A 21,577-nucleotide genomic window follows, 5' to 3' on the forward strand; every position below is an offset into this window, starting at 1 on the left:
CATCCAGCGAATTGTGGCAGGGTAGAGAGAATGAGTTCCCAGCAATTCCGCGTCAGCGGGAGGTCGAGCAAACGGCCACGCCAGGAGCGCCCAGCAGGCGCCGGTACGGGCTTTTTGTTTTGCCTCATCACCCTCGCCTGCATGGTTGGCTTGGCAGCGACGTACTACTTCTTCGTCCGCACCACCGCTGGCCAGTTCATCGACGAGTCAGCCCTTGTTGAAGCCACCGAACTCAGCGGCACGGCAGGCAAAGCCTCCACGGGATTCCTGGACGTCCTGCCCGTCACCTCCTTGATCATCGCCACGCTCGTGGTGCTGTTCGTGACCATCGCGCGCCGACGCTGGACAGCCGCGAGCATCGCCGTCGTCGCTTGCGTCGCCGCCAACATCGCCACTCAAGTCCTCAAACTCCTCATCCCGGACCGTCCGGACCGCGGCGTCCAGACGCTGGAGATGAACTCGCTCCCGTCCGGCCACACCACCCTGGCAGCCTCCGCCGCGGCCGCAGTGTTCCTGATGGTTTCGCCGCGCTGGCGGCCCCTCGCAGGCTTCTTGGGCAGTACCTTCGCCGTCGCCACGGGCGTGTCCACGCTCATCAACCAGTGGCACCGCCCTGCCGACGTGGTTGCCGCCTTCCTCGTCGTCGGCATCGTGATGCTCCCTGCCGGATGGCTGATTCTGCGCTCCGGCAACAGTTGGAATGTGTGGCGCGGCTACGGCGAGCACTGGGCCTCGTCCAGGCTGTGGGCTATCCTCACACTCGCTGCCCTGCTGGCGGCCGGAGCCGTGGCTGCCTACTCCCTGCTCCAGGTAATGCCGGGCCTCAGCGCAGACAGCACTACCGACTACTTCTGGGCCGGGACCGCATTCATAGCGATCGCCGGATACCTCTCCGCCTTGGGCGGGATGTGGCTCTTCGGGCTGGCGGCCAGGAAGCGTTAACGCACGACGCCGGGTGGCAGCTTTCACTCTCCGGCGCGCCCGCATCAGAACTCCCCATGGCGACAGGGCCTCTCTTGGAATACGATTAATCCAATCGTTTGATTAATCGTCAGGAGAGACCCATGCCTTCAGCCCAGACCGGCCACGGCGCAGCCAGCTTGGCAGCGGTGCCCGCTTCACGGGACCTTGTGGTGGACTTCATCCGCGTCGCCTGCATGTTTGCCGTGGTTGCAGTCCATCTGCTCATGATGGGCATCAGCGTAGGCCCTGCCGGCATTGGTGTGGAGAATCCCCTGACGTCGTTGAGTTGGTTTGCGCAGGGAACCTGGTTTGGGCAGGTCATGCCCCTGTTCTTCGTTGTTGGCGGTTTCGCATCCCTCACGTCGTGGCGCAGCCTGCAGCGCAAGGGAGGGGACGCGGGCGACTATCTCCGCGCCCGGGTGCTTCGTTTGGTCCGGCCAACGGTCGCCCTGCACGCCTTCCTCGCCTTGGCGCTCTGGATCGCGACGGCGGCGGGCGTCCCGGGCGATTTGCTGAAAGTTATCGCCGCCGGCGCTGGAGTGCAGCTCTGGTTCCTTGCCGCGTACCTGATCTGCCAGGCCATGGTCCCGACGATGGCGCGATTCCACAAGGTTGCACCGTACCGAACCGTCGCCGCATTGGCGACGGGCGCCGTCGTCGTCGATGTCCTGCGACTCGGGCTGGAAGGCAACCCGTGGGGCTTCGACTCGAACCCGATCGGGCTGTTGAACATGGTGTTCGTGTGGGGCTTGCTGCAGCAGCTGGGGTTCTTCTATGCGGACGGGTTCTTTGATCGGTTTTCGCGGTGGAAACTGATTGCGGCGGCGGTTGCATGTTACCTCGCTTTGGTGGCCCTCACGAACGACGGACCATACCCGGTAGACATGCTGACGAACCAGAACCCTCCGATGTTCCCGCTGGTGCTGGTGGGCTTGGCGCACGTTCTGCTGGTGAAGGCTGCGTACCCTTGGCTGCAGCGTGCGGTTCAGCAAGGGTGGGTCCAGAAGGTCATGTTTGTTGTGGGGAGCCGGGCCATGACCATCTACTTGTGGCATTTGCCGTTGATCATCGCGATGTTCGGGCTGGCCCTTGTACTGCGGCTTCCCTTCCCCGAACCTGCGAGCACCGAATGGTGGCTGAGCCGGCCAGGCTTCTATGTGGCAGCTTGGGCCCTGGTGCTATTAGTATCCGCACCCCTCGTCCGCTTTGAACTCGCCAGCACGGCACTGGCACCGGGGGCTTCCCGTCCAGCCATGTGGCGCATTGGCCTCGCCACGGTGCTGGCGATCATTCCGCCGTTCGTTGTGATGCGAAGTGCGCTGGATGTTTGGAATGCGTCGTGGGGGTTGGTGTTGATGGTCGTGGCTGTTGCGCTGGTGAGTGGGCGCACGGCCGACCGCAATCGAACTGACGGCTAGGAAGCGTCAACGCACGACGCCGGGTGGCCGGCTTGCACGGGTGGACACGAGTCCTGCACATCCGGCGAGGTTACATGGTTCCCCCTAGGACGCCAGGGCATTTGCGTCAAAGCCGGCTTCATTTGCAGGAATGCTGACCCTGAGCTCTTGCTCGAATCCCAAGTCGGCGTCAGATGATAGTCCTCGGACCAATTCCGAAGCAGCCGGGCACCGATGGTAGGGCTCTGCGGTGACTACCGCCCCCGCCGAGACCGCTCGAATCCGTAAGTTCCTGGGAGATGACATACCCCAGTACAGTCACGGTGACCTCATCGATTTTCTGGGCGCGAACCCGGAAGACGGCTACCACAGCATTGGGTACAACGGCCTGCCGGTGGATCTACGAGTGCAGCATCGGGGTTTCGACACCACTATCATATTCTTCCATGGCGCCGTCTCGCCGAAGCATTCATATCCGGTAATGAGTGGCGGTGGAGTGTCTGCGGCCGCGAAAGCCAACCGGATATTTGTCTCAGATCCCAGCTTGGCCCTCTCCGGCTCGCTCAACCTTGGATGGTTCCTCGGAAACCAGCAGCAGCCTGAGCTCCAGTCGGTAATCGAGGAGTCCATCCGACACATCACCAATGCGTGGGGCAAACAGAGACTTGTATTCTTTGGATCATCAGGTGGCGGCTATGCCTCTCTCCACTTCGCCAGCCGCTTCCCCGGCTCGCTGGCACTGGTTGCCAATCCGCAGACCGTCGTCGCAAATTACCACGCTTCCGCTGTTGAGCGATTCGTAAAAGTCTGTTTTGGGAGTGGCCAGCGCATCAGCGAGCTCCCAGCCCACATTGTCAAGGATGTTACTCAAACCTATGGCAAGCCACTCGCCACTCGTGTTGCCTACATGCAGAACGTCAACGACGCCTCTCATATCGCCCGTCATATGAAACCGTTCCTTCGAGCGCTCCATCCAGCAAATTCTCTGGCGCTGCTCCCTGGCGATTGGGGTCCAGGCCACACGCCCCCGTCAAAGGACGTTTTTGCAAAGGCCATCACAGCGGTCGCGGCCCTACCCTGGGACGAAGCGCTGGGTTCCCTCGGCTTTGTTCCTCCCACAGACTGCGAACCTTTCCAACTTTAGTATTTGAGCGCTTACCGCCTCTGATTCGACCGCCACAGTTTTCAGTAAGTGTTGCTTTATCGGTAATAAACGGACCTCAGGAGACCTGCTCCCACGGATCTGCCTGCCGACGGCTTCCGTCACCTTGTTCTCACCGTCTACTCCGAGCAGGGTCGTACCCGAACCTAACAAATGTGTTCAGGAGCAATGTCGCATTCAGCGGGCATGAATCATCGGCGCCCATGAGTTCTCCCTCCCGGCTTCGGCCCTTACAAGCTGCCTGACTCGCCCGCCCGCAAAGCGTTTGCGTCGCCCAGCGCACTTCTACGTAAGGCCCGTACTTTCAAACCCCGGGCTGACCGTCTTCGTTCCCAGGCGCAGACCCGATCGGCAGACTGGCTGTCTATGAAGCCGTTACAAAGGCATGACAAATATCAGCCCGATTCTGGCGACTCATAGGACCACCGATTGAGCACGTCTGCCGGGGAATCCGCAATCTCTGCCTCCCATGCCAAGCCCGGAAGGCCTCTTGACAACACAGTGGCAGCCATACATGAAGGCTATTCCTTTTGTCGTACCCAGTTAGCGAATATTGCAAATGGACGGCCTATACGACAATTACAGTCACGTTACAAGTCAAGTTGATTGAAACGTTCGAGGTCCGGATAACCTCTCCGCATGGGGCCACTTCAGAGCGCTGAGCGAAGCGCTAACATCACAACTTCAGAACACACCGCAGGTTCATCTGACCTTTCCGGGTGTCAGGCTGACAGCCTCGAACAGCCGATCGCGCCGAACGGTACCAGCAGGCCACCAGCACGCTCCGTCGTTGAACTTGACACGGGTGTTGCTGAGCGCCAGTCGATCGGATCAATGTATGCGAAGCCGAAGGAACTGGATTCAGTTGTCTTAGAACTCCTGAACGGCAAAGTCGAACTACGCCCGCACTCCACTTGGCAGGGTGACTACACAAATTGGAAAGCTGACCCGTTTTTCGACAGGAACTGGCGTTTCCAACACCACACGCTTCGCTGGCTGAACCCTCTTAGATGGGCTGCCCTTGCGGGCGACGAAGAAGCACGGGCTGAGTGGCTGCGCATTGCCAGGTCTTGGGGCGAGACCAATATTCCCGCCGACCGAGCCGTTTCGGACTTCGCATGGATGGACATGGCAGACGGCAACCGTGCTCTTCAGCTCAGCCTGGGAGCGCCACTCGCAGCGGCTTCGGACCAATGGTTTGTCGAGCTCCTTGAGTACCACCGCGATTGGCTCATGGATCCCGCGCACATAGTTGGAAAGAACCACGGCCTACATCAACACATCGGGCTACTTGTTGTGGCGGCCACGCTGCGGGACGTTACCGGAGTGGAGACGGCAGTCTCCAGGCTTAGAGACCAGTTCATTACGGCCTTCGACGCTCAGGGCGGCAACGATGAAGGCTCAGCCCCTTACCACCAGTTGAATCTGGTTTGGTGGAAGTTGGCATGGGATAGAGCTATGAGGGAAGGCGTTACCCCTCCGGCGGATGTCTCAGAACGTCTCGAAGCTGCGGCGAGAGCCTTGGCACACATTGCATTGCCGGACGGGCAGATCCCACAGATCGGCGACGGCGGACGGTTAAGCGTTGCTCGAGGCCAATCCGAGGCACTGGACTTCCTGGCATCCTCGGGGGCCATCGGCACTGCGCCCGCGGAAACCACGTTGATCCTCGACCGGGGCTATGTGTTGTCAAGAAGCGGCTGGGGCGAAGAGCGTCCGTTGGCAGAGGAATCGCATACACTTATCCGCCACGGAAAGAACCTCCGGTCACATTCCCACGCCGATCGCGGTAGCGTGCACGTATACGCCGCAGGACAACGGTGGCTGGTTGACTCCGGATTCCACAGCTATCAGAAGGACTCGTCCGAACGACTGCATTTGGGATCGCGAGATGCCCATAATGTTGCTTCTATCACCGGGCTCGAATACGACCATAGGGCCAAGGTTGAACTCGTTCGGGAAAACACCACGTCCCGGTACCATGATTTCACATTCGCCGACCATGGCTATGGTTCGAAGACCCTCACACGCCGCGTCCTCTACTTAGTTGACGCCAACTGCTGGGTCATTGCCGATCATGCAGTTTCCGAGACGCCTATCCGCATAGATCAGCGCTGGCACGTGGAGCCAGAAACCTCCGCGCAAGCCTCCGAGAACGGATTCCTTCTGAGTGCCGGAAGTAAGGAATTCGGTATGCACTGGGTTGGAGATCTGCCAGCTACGCTCTCCAACCTCCCCGCCACACAGCAATCACTCATGGGTTGGATAGGTACGGCGTGGCGGACTCTTTCACCCGGAACGTTGTTGACTGCTGAATCATTTGAGTCGACTCGGCCACGCTTGGTTACGGTTTTCGGACCCCACAGCCCAACACACCTCAGCCTCGTGGATTCTCGGGTCGAAAGTACAGGCAAGATTTTTGTCCACGTGGCCCGAGGAACTTGGCACTGGGAAATCACGATTGACGAGGACTCGGTGCCATCCGTGAACATCCATGAATACAGCGAATCGCAGTGCCCCACATGCGAGTCCATGCTTTGGCTTTGCGAATGCACTGGCTATGAAGAACCTGACATGGAGAGTGTGCTGATCGCCGGACGCATATGCTGCGTCGTATGTGGCGTCAATACAGCTGCCGTGCCGTGCCAGCATCACCAGCCTCGAGCTTGGGCGGAGAAAGCGGCTGGGGACCCGCCGTCGCAGTAACAGGGAATCAATCGGCGGCCCCCATTGAACAGACGCGTGCCGCTTGGGATTGCGACGGCGGCGGGTGTCCTAGGTGACTTGCTGAGACTGCCGCGAGTCCAACTATGGTTCCTGGCGGCGCACGTGATCTGCCAAGAGTTGTGCTGGCAATCGCTTACTTCCACGAGGCTGCACCGTACTGTCGCCGTCCCAGCGGCGACGCCACAGTCGTCGGTGTCTTGCGGCCTGGACTGAAGCACAACCGTGGGCCCCATTCGGACCCGCTGGGCTGAACAAATACCCTATTTGTATGGGGCCCGCTTCGGCAGCTTGGCTCTTCCCGTTTGACGGGGTCTTCGACGGATTCGCGCGCTGGACGCTCTTGGCACGAGCGTCGCCTTCAACGCTGAATCTGTCCTATGACACATGGTGGACCATATGCGGTGGCAGGCTCAACCAACCAGAGTCCGCCGATGTTCCCGTTGATGCTCATGGGGAGGCAGGTGTTTCCCGTGACAGCTTTGCATGCGTGGCCGGAGCGCTTGTGCAGCGGGGAGCTACTTGTGCTTATTGACATCGAAGCGCTCGAGCGTGAGCCGGTCATCCTGGTAAGGCGGCAACTCGGGCCAGCGGGAAGGGTAGAGCTTCCAGCGATCATGGTAGTAACGCAGAACGTCGCTGCCTGTCTGCGCGACGATTTTAGCCAAAGTATCAACGTGGATGAAGTGGTACTGATTAACCTGTCTACCGGCAATCTTCTTGACGAAATTCGTGGGATGCGAAATCATTTCTGCCGCAGTCCACGGAATCTCCAACTCGATGAGGGATTCCCCTTCGTTCACGGCAAATTCCCGAAGCACTTGGTATGAGCGGACACGGGGGACAGTCGCGAGAGGGTTGTACTCCGCGTCACCCAGGGAAACCGTCAGCTGTACGTTTTCCGGCGCAAATACCCTCAGCAAGACCCTGTTCGGTGTTGGCCAGGAGAACCGACTCAAGGAGACCTTAAGCACCTCCGCCCGTCCGGGGCTGACAGTAACGTATCCGTCTTTGAGGACTTCCCCTGCTGGATCCCCTCCCACATTTGCCTCGAACGTTCCGGTTCCTGGAATTTCGACCCTGCAATCGCGGATCTCCACGCTGGCGTCCGATGCGACCAAGCGCAAGATCGCATGACCTTCGAGTTTGTAACGCGACGTCGCCAGTTCGGGAACATCGTAGAGCGATATCAAACTCTCAATACCGCGGACAGATCTGGAAAAAATATCCCACACAAATTCGTCGCCGCTAGTAGTGGCAAGGTCTTTGATAATGCAGGTTGCGGTGGTCCACCCGTTGAGCGTGCAATCCGGAAACAGGGCCGGGTACTCCTCTATGATCAGTCCACCATCGCTGGTAGTCCGCGCCACTCCCCCCTTTTCAACGGGAATTGTCAGGCTGGAGAGGATGCCGGACAACGGCTCACGGAATCGCTCGGTACCGGGCTTTGTCAGCAGCTTCGTAAAGACATCGATATAGCGCGACTGGGTTAAGCCGCTGTACCAAGTGCCCTTCTTGCTCGAAACCTTTGCTTTTTCTTCGCTGTACATGAAGACCAAGCCGTCGTGAAAGGATTCCATATGGTCCAAGGCGGCGTCAGCAACTCTGCAGGCGGCATCAAGGTAGCCTGGATCTTTTGTCCGCCGATACTGAATAAGATAATCAGCAATGACGTAGGGTCCGTATATTGGGTGGGCGAACAATGTCCCGTCAGTTCGCCTGCCGGGATACCCATTCGGCAGAAATTCCAAGCGGTAGTAGTCCCAGACCGATTTCCGCTCCGTACTTAGCGGAGGTAGAGATACCTCGTACTCGTTGGTCACATAGATGTCCGTGGCATTCATGCCGTCCCCATTCATTGAATTTACCCCCGGGCCTACGCTACCCCAGGCGCGCTGTGGACTCTCGATGCTCGCAACAATCGTCCTGCCTGGTTACTTGCAAGGGACAACTTCCCCTTGCACGCTGAGCGGCAGACTCCGGAACAAGGCCCTCTTTCACGCCCTGGGGTAGTCTCGAATGCGGGGCATTTGCTCCGACTTCCGCTGACCACACAGGAGACCCACCCCGCGTTATGAGACGTGTCCTTGCAGTATCACTGATCGCCCTCACACTTGCGGGTTGCGCTGCACCCGTACAGTCAGCACCGGAGCCCACAGCGACGGAATCCAAGCCAACCGTTCCCAAAGTGACTGCCGAGCAAAGCGCGGACCTCATGAAGCGGATTTCGCCAGTGACCCCTAAGCTCACCCAGGAAGAAATCACGGCCAACTCCCGTTACGTCTGCGCGGCAATCCTCCAAGGAGGAAGCGACAAGGCTCTGGTGGCTACGGTGGTCAAATACTTCAACCGGGCCGACGACCCGATTGTGGACGCAGAGGCCGCTGGCGTCGTGGAAGCCATTCGGGCGAATGGGTTTTGCCCTGAGCAGGCCAAGACCGCGAACTGACCTAGTCCACGATCTTACTGAGATCAACAAAGCCCCCGCCTTATGGCGGGGGCTTTGACGTGTTTTGCGAGTCAGCCGGATTGCTTCGAGGGTGCCGTATCCAGAACGCGCCGCTTAACATGACGTCGTGTCGTTCCCGCTTGGAATCCCGCGGCCGCCAATCCCTTGCTCCAATCGCCGTGGCACGTTGCCAAGAATTCAAAGCATGCCCGCAACAGTTCCTTGGGAGGCGGGATGTGTCCGTCGCCAGTGTCCGGCCCCCACCGGTCCATCAACATGTAGAGATTGTCCGAGTCACCTGCAACATCCACAAAGGGAAGCTGATGGTTCTGGATGTGGAACCAGTCTTTGGCATTCTGGATCAGGGCAACTGTGTGGTCGAAGCCCGCCGAGTAAACAGGCACCAGGTCGTGAGCCACTGTGCCGGGAAGTTCGCCCATCTGGTGCCCGGGCATCTCCCACGCATGTGTCATGTAGCGTTCCACCGCCCCTGGATAGAACCGCGAAATGGATGTCTGCGGGTTGACCGCGAGCGCCAGCGATGTTGGGAAGAACCTGGCCAGTGCCAAACTGGCGTAACCGCCAGCGGAGCTGCCAAAGAACACCACGTTGTAGCCACCTGTTGCCCTGACAATCCGGCGGACGATGTCTGCCAGGGTCTCCTGCAGGTCGGGCTGCTCTTTCGACCCCGCGTACCACGCCAAGTTGAAGTCCTTCGACTTCCGAAGGCTCGGGTCAGAGACGAAAATACGATTGACGGGTAGCCCAGCAGTTACTCCTTGCCCCAAGAACCAGGGCAGCTGCACTTCCTTCTCGGCAGCCCCGTGGAAGCAAACAAACGTTGTGTCAGAGTCCGAGGGGAGGTTCAAAACCTCGATGGGCAACCCTTGATGTGCAATCTCGATCAGGCCGGAGGGAAGCTCCTCTGCCGCGAGGAACTCACCGAGGTTTGAGTACGAGGATGGCGCAGGGGTTTCTGGTGCATTGGATTCCGACACCCCGGTAGTCTAGCGGGGCCAGGGGTGCAGTCCAGAATATGGCCCTATCAGACTCTGAATTAGTAGTTCCGCCGATGCTTCAGTCTCGGAATGGCGATGGCGAACACTAACGCGGCGGCGAAGCCAAGCACACCTGTCGCGCAAACACCGGCTGCCAACGAAATCGCCGCAGTCAATCCTGAAAGCAGTACCGGTCCTCCGGTGGCCCCGGAATCTGCAATGAACCGCCAAATTCCCAGGAAGTGGCTCCTTCCGTTGTCAGGTGAGAAATCCGCACCCAACGTCATGATCAGGCCGGAGCTGATGCCATTGCCAAAGCCGATCAACAGCGCTGCCAACAGCAATGACACGAAGCCGCCGGTGAACGGAATCAACACCAAGGCGATGCCCATGATCAACGTGGAGGGAACGGCCACCCATTGCCGGCCTTTCCGATCCATCAGCTTGCCCGCCGGGTAGAACACCAGCATGTCAATCGCTCCGGACAAGCCATAGATCAGCGAGGCGTGGGTGGCGTCCATACCCAGGTGGTCCGCCCACAGCGGGATAACCACTTGGCGGGATGCCCGCAACGCGCTCAGCAGAAGGATGCCGAAGCCAACCGACAAGAACACACCTGCGTGGGAGGCCGCCACCTGTCGCAGCGTGGAAGCAGCGGGGGCCGCACCGCCGTCGGCTGTGTTCGGCGCTATCAGGTCCGGGATAGTGAGCGACAGGGCTGCAGCTGCCATCATCCCCACGAAACCCACCCAGTAAGCACCGCTGATCCCGGCGAACTGCATGACGCCAGCGCCAATGAATGGGCCAATGAAGATGCCTATTCTGGTCACACCGCCGAGCGTCGAAAGCGCTCGGGCCCTATAAATTACGGGCACGGCCTCAGTGAGGTACTTCTGCCGGGCAAGGTTGAAAACGCTCGAGCTCATGCCGACCACAGTCATCGCCGCCGCCAGCAGCCAAATGCCATGTTCCCATTGCGGTGCGAATGCTGCGGCTCCGAGAGCCAGGGCACCGGCCGTGCCAGCTCCGACGATCGCCCAGCGCTCACCAAACTTGATGGTGATGATCGAGGCTGGAATGTTGAAGAGCCACGATCCCACACCCATCAACGTGACGATCAAAGCGGAGACAGCTACAGAAGCTCCCAGGTCGCGCGCCGAGAGCGCTATGACCGGCAGGACCGCTCCTTCACCGATACAAAACAGCAATGCCGGCCCGAAGGCGGGAAGTGCAATGCTGCGGAGGCTGAAGTTTTGGTCTGCTTGGGTGCTTGTCATCCCTTTCATCCTAGGACTGCCCAAGCGGTCTCCCGGGCGTTGTTGCGGTTCCGGAGACCGGAACCGCAACAACTACGGGTTGCACCCCGCTTTAGCGGCGGGTAGCAGCTGCCTTGCGTCGGCTGCTGGCCGCAAGGACAAGGCCCAAGAGGACCAGTCCGACTGCCCAGAGCAGGAAGCTCTGATTCAGTCCCGTACTTGCCAGGGCTGCTGAGCTACCGACAGTGGCAGCAGCTCCCGCTGCCATTGCGCCTTGGGTGCCGCTCATGGCAACTTCGACGCCGCCGGACTGGTTAGCGCTGAGACCGGCAGTGACTCCGGTGCTGCCGATTCCAGTGCTTGGACCGCTAACGCCAGTATCCACTCCGCCAGTGCTTGGTCCACCGGTCATAGGAGGGTTTACTGCGGGAGGGTTTACAACCGGAGGAGTCACCACAGGCGGGTTCACAACCGGAGGAGTCACCACAGGCGGGTTCACAACCGGAGGAGTCACCACAGGCGGGTTCACAACCGGAGGGGTAACCGTGCCTACAGAACCTCCACCGATGGCGACGGAAGTCGAACCGATCGTGACCGGAGCTGTAATAGGAAGGATCAATTGAGTTCCGGAGAGAAGCCCACCGTCACCGGAAGTCGCTCCCCCGGCGGCTGTGCCTATAGTGCCTGATCCTGTCGAAGTACCAGGAGTCATAGCTACGGAATCACCAAGCACACCGCCCGAAACGGCACCCACATTCACCGGAGCCGTAATCAGAGCGACAACCTGCGTCCCGGAAGCCACACCATCAGAACCATTCGTGCTGGCTCCTGCTGGCGAACCAGCAACGGGACCACCAGCGGAAGACCCGCCAGTCGTCGCCGCAGAATCACCAAGCACACCACCCGAAACAGCACCCACATTGACGGGCGCCGAAATCGGAGCGACAACCTGGGTACCGGACGCAACACCATCCGAACCGGAAGTACCAGCAGCCGGAGCCCCAGCACCCGAACCGCCAGGAACAGTGCCCGCCGTAGATCCGGTCGTCGCCGCTGAATCACCGAGCACACCGCCCGAAACAGCACCCACATTCACAGGAGCCGTAATCGGAGCAACAACCTGGGTTCCAGACGCAACACCATCCGAACCACTCGTGCTGGCACCAGCCGGTGAACCAACAACGGGACCACCAGCGGAAGACCCACCGGTCGTCGCCGCAGAATCACCAAGCACACCACCCGAAACAGCACCCACATTCACAGGAGCCGTAATCGGAGCAACAACCTGGGTTCCAGACGCAACACCATCCGAACCCGAAGTACCAGCAGCCGCAGCCCCAGAACCCGAACCGGTGGCAGCGGGAGCCGTCGAAGTAGAGGTCGAGTCTCCCCCAACTCCCGCGGCAGCGGCTCCGATGTTAACAGGGACCGAAATCGGAGCCGCTACCTGAGCGCCGGATGCGATACTGTCTCCCCCCGACGTTGTTGCCTGCGCGGGCTGTTGGGCCGGCGCAGTCGTAGTTGCAGCTGGCGCGGATGACGCCGATGAGTCCCCCAACAGACCCGCCGATGTGGAACCGACAGTCACGGGGACTGTCACCGGTGCAACCACTTGGGTACCGGACGCGATTCCTTCCGACCCACTCGTACTTGCCGCAGGAGCTGCCGATGAAGCTGCAGCCGGTGCGGCAGAATTGGCTGGGCCCGTCGCAGTGGAGCCCCCCAGCAGACCCACTGAGGACGAGCCCAGGTTTAGCGGCGCCGAAACCGGTGCGACTACTTGCGTTCCGGACCCGACGGCGTTCGAGCCGCTGGTACCGGAGGTAGTCGGCCGAGCTGCGGCCGGGGTGGCCGCGGGCGCCGTTGAACTTGCGGCAGAGTCTCCCAAGACGCCCAGCGATGTGGAGTCGAGGGTGACTGGTGCTGTTACTGGTGCCACCACTTGCGTCCCGGACAACAGTCCGTCCTTACCGCTGGTGGTGTCTGCGGCGTTGGCCGCCGTCGCGCCGAGGGCAAGCAGCCCACCGGCAAAGCATGTGCCGAGAAGGCACTTGCGTACTGTCGAATTCATGATGATCTTCTCCTGAAGGTCTTATTCCTAGTGACGTCCGGGGTACGGAGCGTCCAATGACCGTCTGCCGCAGATGGTGTTGCGGCGATGGTGGGAAATTAATCAGGAGATGAGCCGGGATCGAATGACACCGGCTTTGGATGTTGTTCAGTGCTGACCGATGCGAGGCCAGAGATAGAGCCTGAAGGAATGACTACTTCGCCACCCAAGTAGGCAGCCGCGGGGCTCGGCGGACCGTTCTGTGAGCTTCCGGAGCCGCTTCCGTTCGAATTCAACGGGGCGCCCTCAGGGTCACCCGGAAGTTCGAGGGGCGTCTCGTCATCCGTGCTGGTGGTGGTACCCGCAACGGTGCCCACGGTACGGCTTAGTTGGGCCGCGTTCAGTTGCAGAGGCCCGGAAGGCCGGAACTCGGAACTAACCTCCGCAGCCAGCCAGGACTCCTCTGCCTTCTCTGCCGACGCTGCAGGAGTGGCGGCTTCCGGCGAGCTCACGACGGCGGATGGCGGCAAGGTGCCGGCGTCCGGTTCCGCGAGGACTACCGGAGCTTCTCCGCCTGGGAGCGAGGGCACTCCCGTGCCGGGCCCCGCTACGGGAGGCACCGTTCCGTTCACCGGAGGAAGGATGGGGTCAACGATATCGACGATGGGCTGCACGATCGGCTTGGTGATGTTGGTGACGGGTTCCAAGGCGACGGGCTTAATAGCTTCGTTCACCGGAGGGATTACCGTCTCGACTTTGTGGTCCACAGTTTCAGCAACCGGCGTCGCGATTGCGTCCACGACTCCGCCCACGGTGCCGCTTGGAGCAACTTCAGCAACAACCGGGACTGTGGATACAACCTTGTCAGTGGAAGCTGCAACTTGCTGGATAACCGGTGTAACCGCCGGAACATCCACCGTGACGGTCGATGCGGGCACGATCGCTTTGATTGGCGCAGGAAGCGGAATCGCCGGCAACGGAATCTGAACAGTGGCGGCGGGAGCCTTCGGCGCCACGACTTTCGTAACGGTGGCTCGGGTTTCCTTATCAGCCTCGGTTGTAGCACCCAGCGTCGAATTGGTCTGGGCGGTCAACGAACCGCTGGTGGAAGCAACAGAACTTGTTATTCCACCAAGCAACGAGTGGTTGTCCTGGTTGCCGGAATCTGCGGTGGCGGCGGCCGCCGAGAGAGCCATCCAAACTGCGGTGCCGGCCCCTGCGATCATGACGGAGCGGAGAATCCGAGTACCGCGCGGAAACACGCGTATGGCCTTCATCTCGACACCCCCCAGGTAGTCGCAAACCGATGGTCGCTTTCATCCTAGGACTGGGCTAACGCAATAGTCCATGGTTTGGAGGGGTCGAGATGAACTTTCTATAAGGACCCTTTGTTTTATGAGGGGTAGAAGCCGGTCTTCTCGGGTCCAAAGTCCGGCACGCCCAAGGACGCGCCCGCAGTCTTGCCCTGCTGCGCCTGCGTCTCCTGCAGCCGCTTGATGAACCAGCGCGATTGCTCCGGCCCGTAGGGCAGTACGGGGATGGCCTTCGTGGCATCCGCCGGCATATCGCGAATAGACTGCGTGGCTTGCCGGACGGCCGTGGTCATGGTGTTCGCCATGGTCTTGACGAATTCGTCGCTGGCAGGTTTGCCGTGGCCGGGAACAAGGTGCTCGTACCGGTGGCGCAGAGCCGAGATGTGGCGGAGAACGTCTGCCCACTCCTCGGGGTACGAGTATTCGAAGGAAGGATGTGCTCCCTGTTCAACCAAGTCACCAACGAACAGCGTGGAGTTGGTACCCACCAGGAGGTCACCGTCCGTATGCGCACGGCCCAAGTAGAACAAGGTAGCAGTGACGCCGCCCAGGTCTACGAGAACCGGCTGATCGCGCACGATCGCATTAGGGACAACGATTTCGACGGCGTCGCCCTCCCCCGCTGCCATCTCCGGCTCGTTGGTGGTGACGAAGCGACGCTGCAGGTCACCGTCCTTCTCGATGGTTTCGGCGCAGTTGGCGTGCGCCCAAAACTCCGTGACGCCGTCGTCCGCGAAAACAGCGTTTCCGAAGAAGTGGTCGTAGTGCGCGTGGGTGTTCACCACCACCAGCGGAAGCTGGGTTTTCTCGCGGACGGCAGCGAGGATCTCGCGGCCTTGGCGCGGACCGCACCCAGTGTCGATAACCATGGCGAGCTCAGTGCCCACTACAAGTCCGGTGTTGAGTAAGGAACCCTCGGTTTCAAGGACGTAGTGGTCCGGACCAAGTTCTAGCCATGCTGACAATGAGTTCTCCGTATCCAGTGCAATCCGGCGATGTTCAGGCCTCGATTCTACCCACGGGAAGCTGGGAGGTAGCGGAACGAGTACCGTGGCGATGGCCTTGTCCGAGGGAACGTGTGGCCCGGAAGCTGTTGCTTCCGGGCCACACGTTCAGGCAGAACTAATCGACTGACAGGTGATTAGTGTTGCCGGGAGGCCGCTCTCCTGCGGGTGATCATCATCAAAATGATGCCGAAGACCAGGAGCGCTGCTGCGGCTGCGATGTACGGAGTCAGGTGCGAGCCCGTGGAGGCGAGGTCGCCACCCGGAGCATCTGTCGTGGGTGCATCGGTTGCCGGAGCACTGGTGGCTGGAGTCTCCATTTCTGGACCGCGAGTTACGGGGGAACCAGTGACCGGGGCGTCCGTAGTCGGCGTACCCGTAGTGGGAGGAGCAATCACCGGGTTGCTCGGCGAAGGCGTCTCGCACGGTTCAGGCGTCTCGCCGGGAGACGCAGTCGCCGACGGGCTCGGCGATGCCGTTTCCGACGGGCTCGGCGTCTCGCAAGGGGACGGCGTAGGCGTCTCCGACGGGGACGGGGTCGCCGACGGGGACGGGGTCGCCGACGGGGACGGGGTCTCCGACGGGGACGGGGTCTCCGACGGGGACGGGGTCTCCGACGGGCTCGGCGTCTCCGACGGCGACGGGGTCTCCGACGGAGTTGCCGACGGCGTAGGCGTCTCAGACGGGGTCGGGGTCTCCGACGGGGACGGGGTCTCCGACGGCGACGGGGTCTCCGACGGCGACGGGGTCTCCGACGGCGACGGGGTCTCCGACGGCGACGGGGTCTCCGACGGGGACGGGGTCTCCGACGGAGTTTCCGACGGCGTAGGCGTCTCCGACGGGCTCGGCGTAGGGGGCACGTCATAGGTAATTTCGGCGGACGCACTGATGGTTTGTGCGTCAACGCGCGCAAATACGGCGAATACCTGGCAGTCCGAGTCTCCATTGTGGTACCAGTTCAGACTGTCTTCCGTCGCCGGAATAACTGACGCGGAAATGTCGACGGTTCCAGACACTGTGCTCGTCGTACAAAGGTCCACATCAACCGTGCTGCCGGGCGACGACGGGGTGTTGACGGTGAGCATATTGCCACTGAGATTCGCATCAGACTCGCCAGCGCAGAGCTCAATGGCTCCGTTGGTTGTCAGCTCAATGGGCGTCTGCGCCACATTCGTGGATAGCGTGACCTGCGCCTGCTGGCCAGCCGTCATCGTCTGAGCTGCGGGGGTGATAGTCAGTGCCGGAACGTACGGCTGCGTGAGGAACGCGAATGTCTGGTCGATCTTGTCCGGGCTCAACCCACCGTTGTCACACGCTTTCTGAACGCGAGCCCCCAGGTCGTTGTAGTCTTTGACGCACCATGCCAACTGCTGCAGACTGAAGCGGTCATCAACGTCGCCGTCCGCCGTGACGAACTGGTTGATGGATCCGTCGTTGAACTGGTACCCGTTCTGGACGATGTAAGCGAAGACCCGACGCTGAGTGTCGGTCATGTTCGCGTTCTTTTCGGGATGCACGTCCAGGGCGCGTCCGTCGAAGCAAGAGTGCAGAACGTAATCAGTGCAGAACATCCAAGCGCTTACGGGACCTCCGCCGACCGGGCCACCCTCGGCCTCGGATGCATAGCGCACGCCACATAGGGGCGGCAGTGTAGAGATGCTGTCACCAGGAGGCTCTCCGTGGATGTTGTACAACTCCACGACCAATCCCTGGTTGTAGGCGTCCAGGTTTGTCCCAGTTACCGTGGTGTCAGGATTTGGTTCATAGTCCGTTTGCCCGGTGCAGGGTTTGGCGTCAAATGATGATGCAGCCGCTGGCGGGGCTGACGCGTTTGCGGTAATTGGCATGCCCAGTTGCGCTGCGAACACCCCCGCGGCAAGCATGGTTGTCGCAGCAAAAGCTGCGGCGATTCTTCTAAACATGATTTCCTTCAGTCGATGCGTTGGTACCTCAAACGGGCAAGACCCACTGGGCCTCTGCAATGACTGGGCCATTGCAAGGGGCCTGCCAATGTGGGCAGCTTGACCAAGGAAATCGTCTGTAAAGGTGAAGGATCGTGGCGCAAAAATCCAGAAGAGTGACGTAGATCAAACGAAAAGGCCACGATCTCCCGATCGTGGCCTCTTGGTTGATGTATACGGACAGAGCGTGATTAGCGGGACTTGCTAACCAGGCCCTGTGAACTCAGTTACAGGATGATGCTCATGACGTTCCAGCCCGAACCAACCTGCCGGGCGGGAAGGAAACCTCCCGAACCGTTGCCTGGGTACAAAACCAGGCCTCCGGCCCCATTGCGGGCAAGGATGTCCACTGGACCATCACCGTCAAAGTCACCCGGACCTTCGATCGCAGTCATGCCGCCCCAGCCCCAACCGATCTGCTTCGCTGCCAGCCAGCCGCCTTGTCCGTTGCCCGGATACAGCATCAGCCCTCCGGACGAGTTCCGTGCCAAAACATCGGCTTTTCCGTCACCGTCGAAGTCACCAGTACCGTCAATGGCCGTCATGACGTTCCAGCCGGACCCGATTTGCTTGGCCGCGAGCCAACCACCGGTTCCGTTACCTGGGTACAGCCACAAGACGCCGTTCCCGTCACGGGCTATGACGTCGGCTTTGCCGTCCCCATTGAAATCACCCGGAGTCTCGATCGCGGTCATGACAGTCCAGCCCGAACCGATCTGTTTGGCCGCAAGCCAGCCACCTGTCCCGTTACCCGGGTACAACCAGAGCACGCCCTTGCTATCACGGGCAATGACGTCGGCTTTGCCGTCCCCATTGAAATCGCCTACGGATTCGATGGCTGTCATCACGTTCCAGCCGGAACCGACCTGTTTGGCGGGAAGCCAACCGCCTGAACCATTACCCGGATAGAGCCAGAGAGCACCGTTGGTGTCACGCGCCAAGACGTCCGACTTGCCGTCCCCATTGAAGTCCGTGATCTTGATCCGGGTGGACTTGAACGTGTAGCTCCACTTGGTAGTTGCCCCCGCAGCCAAGACGTAGTCCTTGGCGGCCCGGGCCGTAACCGTCACCGTTCCGGTAGCCGGGTATGTTCCGGCGTCAACTACAACGCCGCCAACCAAGTACTCAACACCCTTCACAGCCGGCACCTGGAACGTGTCCTTTGAGGTCCCATCAAAATCACGGAAGACCACCGGGGACGGTGCCACCGGCATGTTGCCTCCATAGGCGATCAGTGCTGCCGTGGCATCGACCAGTCCGGCACCGCATCCTGCCGCGCACCCTCCCGGAAGCTGCCTGGAGGTGTCCTTCAGTTGCTGCTCCAAAGTATCGGGGCTCAGTGAACTTCCTTCAGCGGCGAACAACAGGGCCGCCAACCCAGAAACGTGCGGAGCGGCCATGGATGTTCCCTGCGCCCACGCATACGCGGGGTCAGCCGGAGCGGTGGTTCCCGTGTTGAAGGTGGACAGGACACCGTTAGTCGGATCAGTTCTCATGTCGCCGCCTGGGGCAGTGACATCCACGGTGCTGCCGTAGTTGGAGTAGTAGGCGCGGGCACCTGCACGGGTGCTGGCAGCAACCGTGATGACGTTCTGGCAGTTCGCTGGACTGACATCAGCTGCCGGTTGGTTGGAGTTTCCAGCGGCCACCACCACCGCAGCGCCAGCGTTGTGGGCGAAATTGATGGCGTTCTGGTACGTGGCGGAGCAGGCTTTGACTCCGCCAAGGCTCAGGTTGATGACCTTGGCCGGGTTGGGATTGACCGGCACACCGCTCACCACGCCACCGGCAGCCCAGATGATGGAATCGGCAATGTCGGACGTGTAGCCACCACAGAAGGTCATTGCCCGGACGGGGAGGATCTTCGCTCCAGGAGCCACACCGCTGACGCCGCGGCCGTTGTTACCGACCGCGGCGATGGTGCCGGCCACGTGGGTGCCGTGCCAAGAGGAATTTTCAGCCGGACTTCCCACGGCGCATTCACCGGCAGGTGCCCAGTCCCCCATGTCAGTCGGATCGGGATCCCGGCCGTCGCCATCGCGGCCGTCTACCGCCGTATAGATCATGTCGTACCCTGGAAGCACGTTGGCGTCCAGGTCAGGGTGGCGGGTAATACCGGTGTCCACAACTGCCACTACCACGCCCTCACCGTGTGTGTAGTCCCAGGCGAAAGGCATACGCATGCCACCTTGGCTCTCCCACAAGTCCCACTGGTCATTGAACAAGGTGTCATTGGGCGTCGAGGCGATGTGCATCACCGCGTCAGGCTCGGCGTAGGCGACGTTCGTGTCCAGGCGCAACGATTGAGCGAACTTCTCGGCATCCGCCGCAGAAAGCGCCTCGTCGAGCTTGACCACGTGCCCGCCAGTGGCAACGTCGCGGACGGTTTGTGCAGATACTCCCAATTTTGAGGCGGCGTTGTCCGCTGCCTCCTCGACTGCCGCGCGTGCCGCCTGGACCGAGTTGTCCTTAATACCAACAATGAACTGGTCAGTGCTGGATTCGGGCGTCGACCGCAGAGCTTGGGGCGCGCTGGGAAGTATGTTCCGGTCATCGGCCAGGGCTGGCTGGGCGGCAAACCCACCACCGATGAGGACAGCGGCTGTGGCGATGCCAACGAACCGCAACGATTGCTGAGCGTACTTTTTGACCATGATTCGGTATCCCCCGGGAAAGCGCGAACGAACCACGGCGGGGTCGATCGCGGGCAATTGGAGACCACCAGCTGACCCCCACGAGATTCTAAACCGAGACTTGACTTGCGTTATAAGCGTCACCGGTTTATGACGAGTCTGTAGATTAAATGGATGGGTCCCGACCAAGCGGCCGGGACCCAGTTTCGCTGGTGCCTCACATATCCGCCAGCGCACCACCCGGATTTTCCATGCAGTCCGCCACATACCGGAGGAAGCCCGCTGCCGTTTCCCCGTCGCAAACCCGGTGATCGAAGGCCAACGTCAGCTCGGTGACCTTGCGGACCGCGAGCTCACCATCCACCACCCACGGCTTATCGATGATGCGGCCAACGCCCAGCATCGCCACCTCGGGGTAGTTGATGATTGCCGCTGAGCCGTCCACGCCAAAAACGCCGTAGTTGTTCAATGTGAAGGTGCCCGAGCCCAGTTCTGCCGGGGTCGCCTTGCCATCGCGGGCGACGGCGGTCAGCCGCCGGATCTCTGCGTCCAGTTCGCGGGCGCTCAACTGATGAGCGTTGCGTACCGACGGAACCACCAGGCCGCGGTCCGTTTGCGCTGCAAAGCCAAGATTGACTCCGTCGAAGCCCACGATCTCCTGCGAACCGTCGGCCACCGTTTCGAAGCGCGTGTTAAGTGCCGGATATTTTTTTAACCCAGCAGTGACAAAACGGGCAATGAAGGCCAGGAGCCCGGGAGTTTCGTGTGGCGCGCGCTTTTTCAGTTCAGCCCGCATTTCAAGCAATGCTGTTGCGTCAACATCCACCCATACAGTGGCTTCCGGGATCTCCGAACGGCTCTTGGCCATGTTCGCAGCGACTGCTTTGCGGACGCCACGCACAGCCGTGCGGGCAGCCACCGCCAGTCCGGTCCGGGAATCGACATCGCCCTCCACAGCGGGCTGGGCCTCTGGCGCACGGGTCGGCGCGGGCGCGGCAGGGGCCTCGGGCGTGGCAATGGCCGCTTCCACGTCCTTGCGCATGATCAGGCCGCTGGTACCCGAACCCTCAATGGAGTCCAAGGAGACGCCGTGATCCCGGGCCATCTTCCGCACGAGCGGCGAGATGACGGCGCTGAGCTTTCCGGGGATCCTCGTGCCGGCCAGAGCGGGTTCCAGCGGAGCCACCGAGGCCTCCTGAACAGCGGATTCGACGACGGCGACACTCCCCTTCCGCGGTCGCGTCCGGCCAGCGGTCGCTCCGCCAGGGGTCCCGTAGCCGATGAGGACGTTGCCGGAACCAGCCTTCTCCTCCGTCCGGTAGGTTTCGGCGGCCGCCGAGACCTCGGGCGAAGCCGCCACACCAGTCGACACTGCGTCTTCGACAGCAGCAGGAGCCTCGGACGCAACCGGAGCGGCACCCGCGCGAGCGATCGAGATCAGCGGCTTGCCGACGTCGAGCGTTGCACCGGCCTGGCCGTGCAGTTCTGCGACCGTGCCCGCATAAGGCGATGGCACCTCCACCATGGACTTGGCTGTTTCGACTTCGGCGATGGGCTGGTCGACTTTGATTTCATCGCCGACGGCGACGAGCCAGTTCACGAGTTCGGCCTCGGTGAGGCCTTCCCCCAGGTCCGGCAGAAGGAATACCTGCATATCTGAGCTCATG

At 61.0% G+C, this 21,577-nt stretch carries 14 protein-coding genes; 5 read left to right on the forward strand and 9 right to left on the reverse strand.

What is annotated here, in order from left to right:
- Positions 1-30: 30 nt before the first annotated feature.
- The 4 genes from ACIQTZ_RS07425 (at position 31) to ACIQTZ_RS07440 (ending at position 6,228) form a co-directional block, all read left to right on the forward strand.
- Positions 31-942, forward strand: coding sequence for a phosphatase PAP2 family protein (locus tag ACIQTZ_RS07425; protein ID WP_402978975.1), 912 nt, complete (start codon positions 31-33; stop codon positions 940-942).
- Positions 943-1,064: 122 nt separating this feature from the next.
- On the forward strand, positions 1,065-2,381 hold the full coding sequence (locus ACIQTZ_RS07430; protein ID WP_402978978.1) for an acyltransferase: 1,317 nt from the start codon (positions 1,065-1,067) through the stop codon (positions 2,379-2,381).
- A 229-nt stretch (positions 2,382-2,610) separates the two neighbouring features.
- Positions 2,611-3,504 carry a hypothetical protein gene (locus tag ACIQTZ_RS07435; protein ID WP_402978981.1) on the forward strand — a complete coding sequence of 298 codons (894 nt, stop codon included), beginning with the start codon at positions 2,611-2,613 and terminating at the stop codon, positions 3,502-3,504.
- A 657-nt stretch (positions 3,505-4,161) separates the two neighbouring features.
- Positions 4,162-6,228, forward strand: coding sequence for a heparinase II/III family protein (locus tag ACIQTZ_RS07440; protein ID WP_402978984.1), 2,067 nt, complete (start codon positions 4,162-4,164; stop codon positions 6,226-6,228).
- A gap of 536 nt (positions 6,229-6,764) precedes the next feature.
- Here the strand turns inward: ACIQTZ_RS07440 and ACIQTZ_RS07445 are convergent.
- Entirely contained in the window at positions 6,765-8,090 is a 1,326-nt protein-coding gene (locus ACIQTZ_RS07445; RefSeq protein ID WP_402978987.1) for a D-glucuronyl C5-epimerase family protein, read from the reverse strand.
- A 344-nt stretch (positions 8,091-8,434) separates the two neighbouring features.
- Here ACIQTZ_RS07445 and ACIQTZ_RS07450 point away from each other — a divergent pair, with 344 nt between their 5' ends.
- Complete coding sequence (locus ACIQTZ_RS07450) at positions 8,435-8,695, forward strand: hypothetical protein (RefSeq protein WP_402978990.1); 261 nt, start codon at positions 8,435-8,437, stop codon at positions 8,693-8,695.
- Between the two features lie 71 nt (positions 8,696-8,766).
- Here the strand turns inward: ACIQTZ_RS07450 and ACIQTZ_RS07455 are convergent, their stop codons facing one another.
- The 8 genes from ACIQTZ_RS07455 to ACIQTZ_RS07490 form a co-directional block, all read right to left on the reverse strand.
- Complete coding sequence (locus ACIQTZ_RS07455) at positions 8,767-9,693, reverse strand: hypothetical protein (protein WP_402978992.1); 927 nt, start codon at positions 9,691-9,693, stop codon at positions 8,767-8,769.
- A gap of 59 nt (positions 9,694-9,752) precedes the next feature.
- Positions 9,753-10,970, reverse strand: coding sequence for an MFS transporter (locus ACIQTZ_RS07460; RefSeq protein ID WP_402978995.1), 1,218 nt, complete (start codon positions 10,968-10,970; stop codon positions 9,753-9,755).
- Between the two features lie 91 nt (positions 10,971-11,061).
- Positions 11,062-11,334, reverse strand: a complete 273-nt coding sequence (locus ACIQTZ_RS07465; protein ID WP_402978998.1) for a hypothetical protein — start codon at positions 11,332-11,334, stop codon at positions 11,062-11,064.
- 1,784 nt (positions 11,335-13,118) lie between these two features.
- Positions 13,119-14,276, reverse strand: coding sequence for a hypothetical protein (locus ACIQTZ_RS07470; RefSeq protein WP_402979001.1), 1,158 nt, complete (start codon positions 14,274-14,276; stop codon positions 13,119-13,121).
- Positions 14,277-14,392: 116 nt separating this feature from the next.
- A complete protein-coding gene (locus ACIQTZ_RS07475) occupies positions 14,393-15,277 on the reverse strand; it encodes an MBL fold metallo-hydrolase (protein WP_402979004.1) in 885 nt (294 codons plus the stop codon).
- A gap of 176 nt (positions 15,278-15,453) precedes the next feature.
- Positions 15,454-16,809 carry a hypothetical protein gene (locus ACIQTZ_RS07480; RefSeq protein WP_402979006.1) on the reverse strand — a complete coding sequence of 452 codons (1,356 nt, stop codon included), beginning with the start codon at positions 16,807-16,809 and terminating at the stop codon, positions 15,454-15,456.
- 695 nt (positions 16,810-17,504) lie between these two features.
- A complete protein-coding gene (locus tag ACIQTZ_RS07485; RefSeq protein ID WP_402979009.1) occupies positions 17,505-19,931 on the reverse strand; it encodes a S8 family serine peptidase in 2,427 nt (808 codons plus the stop codon).
- A gap of 196 nt (positions 19,932-20,127) precedes the next feature.
- Positions 20,128-21,576: a dihydrolipoamide acetyltransferase family protein gene (locus ACIQTZ_RS07490; protein WP_402979012.1), complete on the reverse strand. Its 1,449-nt coding sequence runs from the start codon at positions 21,574-21,576 to the stop codon at positions 20,128-20,130.
- Between the last annotated feature and the right edge of the window lies 1 nt (position 21,577).

It is taken from the genome of Paenarthrobacter sp. NPDC090520, assembly GCF_044769205.1.
In the GTDB taxonomy this organism is placed as follows: Bacteria; Actinomycetota; Actinomycetes; order Actinomycetales; family Micrococcaceae; genus Arthrobacter.

Excerpts from the sequence above, each read along its gene's own strand:
- ACIQTZ_RS07425 (WP_402978975.1), top strand. The coding sequence starts at position 31 with ATGAGTTCCCAGCAATTCCGCGTCAGCGGGAGGTCGAGCAAACGGCCA.
- ACIQTZ_RS07430 (WP_402978978.1), top strand. The coding sequence starts at position 1,065 with ATGCCTTCAGCCCAGACCGGCCACGGCGCAGCCAGCTTGGCAGCGGTG.
- ACIQTZ_RS07440 (WP_402978984.1), top strand. The coding sequence starts at position 4,162 with ATGGGGCCACTTCAGAGCGCTGAGCGAAGCGCTAACATCACAACTTCA.
- ACIQTZ_RS07445 (WP_402978987.1), bottom strand. The coding sequence starts at position 8,090 with ATGAATGCCACGGACATCTATGTGACCAACGAGTACGAGGTATCTCTA.
- ACIQTZ_RS07460 (WP_402978995.1), bottom strand. The coding sequence starts at position 10,970 with ATGACAAGCACCCAAGCAGACCAAAACTTCAGCCTCCGCAGCATTGCA.
- ACIQTZ_RS07470 (WP_402979001.1), bottom strand. The coding sequence starts at position 14,276 with ATGAAGGCCATACGCGTGTTTCCGCGCGGTACTCGGATTCTCCGCTCC.
- ACIQTZ_RS07480 (WP_402979006.1), bottom strand. The coding sequence starts at position 16,809 with ATGACCGACACTCAGCGTCGGGTCTTCGCTTACATCGTCCAGAACGGG.
- ACIQTZ_RS07485 (WP_402979009.1), bottom strand. The coding sequence starts at position 19,931 with ATGGTCAAAAAGTACGCTCAGCAATCGTTGCGGTTCGTTGGCATCGCC.
- ACIQTZ_RS07490 (WP_402979012.1), bottom strand. The coding sequence starts at position 21,576 with ATGAGCTCAGATATGCAGGTATTCCTTCTGCCGGACCTGGGGGAAGGC.